The following is a 2,693-nucleotide window of genomic DNA, read 5'->3' on the forward strand; positions in this document are numbered from 1 at the left end:
TGGCGCGCAGGGCCAGCACACACAGCGCCGAACTGGTGGCGCCATCGCAGTCGAAGTCACCGACAATCAGGATCCGTTTCTGGGCAATCAGGGCATCCGCCAGCAGCGGCACCGCCTGCGCCATGCCATAGAGGCGCTGGGGCGGCAACAGCTGGCTGGCGCTACGCTCCAGCAGGGCGGGATCCTCTACGCCACGACTGGCGAAGATTTGGCGAAGCAGGGGATGCAGGGTGGCAGGCAGATGGGAATCATCAACTCGCGGACGACGACGAATGTGCAGAGGCATCAAAATTATCCAGTATCTTGAGCAGCTGTTCGGGGCTCTGATACCCGCGCACCAGATCCCCGTCGGAGGAGACCCAGGCCGGCAGTACCTTGACCCCCAACCATTGGCTCAGGCCAATATTTTGGATAAGGGTCTCACTACATGCCGTTTGAGGCAAATAGGCTTTTAACGGATCATTTTGCAGCAGGGGATCGCTGCACCAGTCTGTGGCCCGTTCGGCGTGATCAATCACCGGATAGAGAGCCACGCTCACCCCGGATGCCTGCAGCCGTTTCAACGTAGTAGAAAGCTTATGGCGTGCTGCGTCTCGCTCGCCGAGAAACAGTGCGACCCGGTGACGCTCATCCCGGGCCTTGAGCACGATGGGGGCATGGGCCACCTGTGCCAGCCCAAGTCGGCGCTGCTCGCGCATACCCGAGATGGTCAGGTTCTTCATGTCGCGGGTCATATCCAGCATGACCCCCTGCACCACATAATCCCCTTTGGCATCGCTGTAGAGCACCCCCTGCGAGGTGCCCAGCATATACAACCCTGCGATCGGGGTCGGTTCAACCAGATAGACGGGGACCCCCAGCCGGGCCGTGATGGTCTGTTTCAAGGCTTGGGTATCCATCCCCGCTCTGGCAGCAAATGTGCACAAAAGCATCATTCCCAGTAGTAAATACTTCACTTGTTTACTCACGTGGTATGAATGAATCGACCCAGCAAACTACAGCAGCACAGCTCATCATTCAACCAGCTACTTATTAAAAAATTAATATCACTTTGTACCAAAAAAATGGTTCCCCCTGATTGCCAAGGACTCATAACGCCCGCAAGCTAGTCAGGACGACAGGAATAACGCGGCTTAGCCTCTGTTTTTCCTGACAAGAGTTCGCCCTGTGGCAAGGGTAATCAACGCGCTATCTTGTTTAATTTCGGAGGAAATAATGAGTCTGATTCAAGAGTTCAAAGCCTTTGCCGCCCGCGGCAACGTCATCGATATGGCGGTCGGTATCATCATTGGTGCCGCCTTCGGCAAAATTGTCTCCTCTTTTGTCGGTGACGTGATCATGCCGCCCATCGGCCTGATCCTGGGCGGCGTGGACTTCAGCGACCTGGCGGTCACCCTGAAGGCCGCAGAAGGTACAACACCCGCCGTGGTCATCGCCTATGGCAAGTTCATCCAGACCATCATCGACTTTCTGATCATCTCTTTTGCCATCTTCATGGGACTGAAGGCCATCAACACCCTCAAGAAGAAGCAGGAAGAGGAAGCCGCCGCCCCGGCAGGCCCGACCAAGGATCAGGAGCTGCTGACCGAGATCCGTGATCTGCTGAAATCTCAACAGGAGCGTTAAGCCGACTCCCCAGACTGGTGTGTATGTGTGTCACGATGCCCATGGGCTATGGTTAGATGGCGTAAAGCTATATAGGCGTCGTGACTATGCAAACCTCCACTGCTGCAAACTCCAATCACAGCTTTATTCTCCGTTTTCTTTTGCTGCTTGCGCTGCCACTTGTTTTAACCACATTGGGTAGTGCGTACCTTTTTTCTGTTATGCAGAAAAACACCTTGCTAAGCACCGCCAGATTTTTTAACGATAGTACTGCGCAGCAATGGGATAACTCACTCTCTTCGGTTGAGAGGCAAATAAATATCATCATTGCTGACATTACTGAGAATAATGGAGATCTTCCCCCGGAATTAAAACAACGTTATCGCGACATTTGGCAATACCTTCTTTACCCTGATGGTCCAATAAAAACTGTGTACTACATGCTTCAGGATAACAAGCATATCAATTTCTCTCTTCATCCTACCCCGATTGAGTTCAAAGAGTTGGAACGTCCATGGTATCGCAATGCCATCGAGCATCCCGGCATCAATATCTGGAGCGCCCCTTACATTGACGCGAGTGAAAAAACGCCGGTCGTCACCCTTTCCCATGCTGTTTTCAATAACCAGGGGGATTTTCTTGGCGTGATTGGTATCGACCTGAACTTGAAAGTATTTTCAGCACGTATAGGGCGGATTCTGGAGAGCAGTAACAATGTTGTATATATGCTCTTTGACCGAGGCAGCAAGATGATTGTGGCTCACAGCGACCCTCAGGAAAACGGCAGTCGACTTGACCAGCCATGGATTTCTGAATTGAAAGGCAGGAATGGTACCTTAATGAGTGAAAATGGTGATCTCATTTCATATCACGCCCTTCACAACAACCCATCATGGCTGGTTATTACTGTATTTCCATTCAAGAGCGATATTCTGATTGGTGAAATATTGCCTACCATATTTATCACTCTGATATTGTCACTATCGATATTCACACTGGTTGCCATTATTTTCAGACAACGTCTGGAGCATACTATCAGCACATTGGTACAAGTTGTTAGACAATTGCGTATCACCCCTCCAGGGCAA

At 51.5% G+C, this 2,693-nt stretch carries 3 protein-coding genes and 1 pseudogene; 2 read left to right on the forward strand and 2 right to left on the reverse strand.

Annotation, left to right across the window (positions count from 1 at the left end; genetic code table 11):
- Both AACS18_RS00585 and AACS18_RS00590 read right to left on the reverse strand, forming a co-directional pair.
- Nucleotides 1-286: pseudogene (locus AACS18_RS00585) on the reverse strand (single-stranded-DNA-specific exonuclease RecJ); the annotation flags it as partial.
- Nucleotides 252-899 carry a disulfide isomerase DsbC N-terminal domain-containing protein gene (locus AACS18_RS00590; protein ID WP_108613450.1) on the reverse strand — a complete coding sequence of 216 codons (648 nt, stop codon included), beginning with the start codon at nucleotides 897-899 and terminating at the stop codon, nucleotides 252-254. The gene AACS18_RS00590 and the pseudogene AACS18_RS00585, both read right to left, overlap by 35 nt.
- Nucleotides 900-1,215: 316 nt before the next feature.
- Here AACS18_RS00590 and mscL point away from each other — a divergent pair, with 316 nt between their 5' ends.
- Nucleotides 1,216-1,626 (forward strand): large-conductance mechanosensitive channel protein MscL, encoded by a 411-nt coding sequence (gene mscL, locus AACS18_RS00595; RefSeq protein ID WP_005354103.1) that lies wholly within the window; start codon nucleotides 1,216-1,218, stop codon nucleotides 1,624-1,626.
- 86 nt (nucleotides 1,627-1,712) lie between these two features.
- On the forward strand, nucleotides 1,713-2,693 hold a 981-nt coding region (locus AACS18_RS00600), incomplete at its 3' end, for a cache domain-containing protein (RefSeq protein ID WP_181363370.1).

Source organism: Aeromonas sp. HMWF015 (assembly GCF_963878965.1).
In the GTDB taxonomy this organism is placed as follows: Bacteria; Pseudomonadota; Gammaproteobacteria; order Enterobacterales; family Aeromonadaceae; genus Aeromonas; species Aeromonas veronii.

Coding starts and splice junctions, on each gene's coding strand:
- AACS18_RS00590 (WP_108613450.1), bottom strand. CDS start 899: ATGGATACCCAAGCCTTGAAACAGACCATCACGGCCCGGCTGGGGGTC.
- mscL (WP_005354103.1), top strand. CDS start 1,216: ATGAGTCTGATTCAAGAGTTCAAAGCCTTTGCCGCCCGCGGCAACGTC.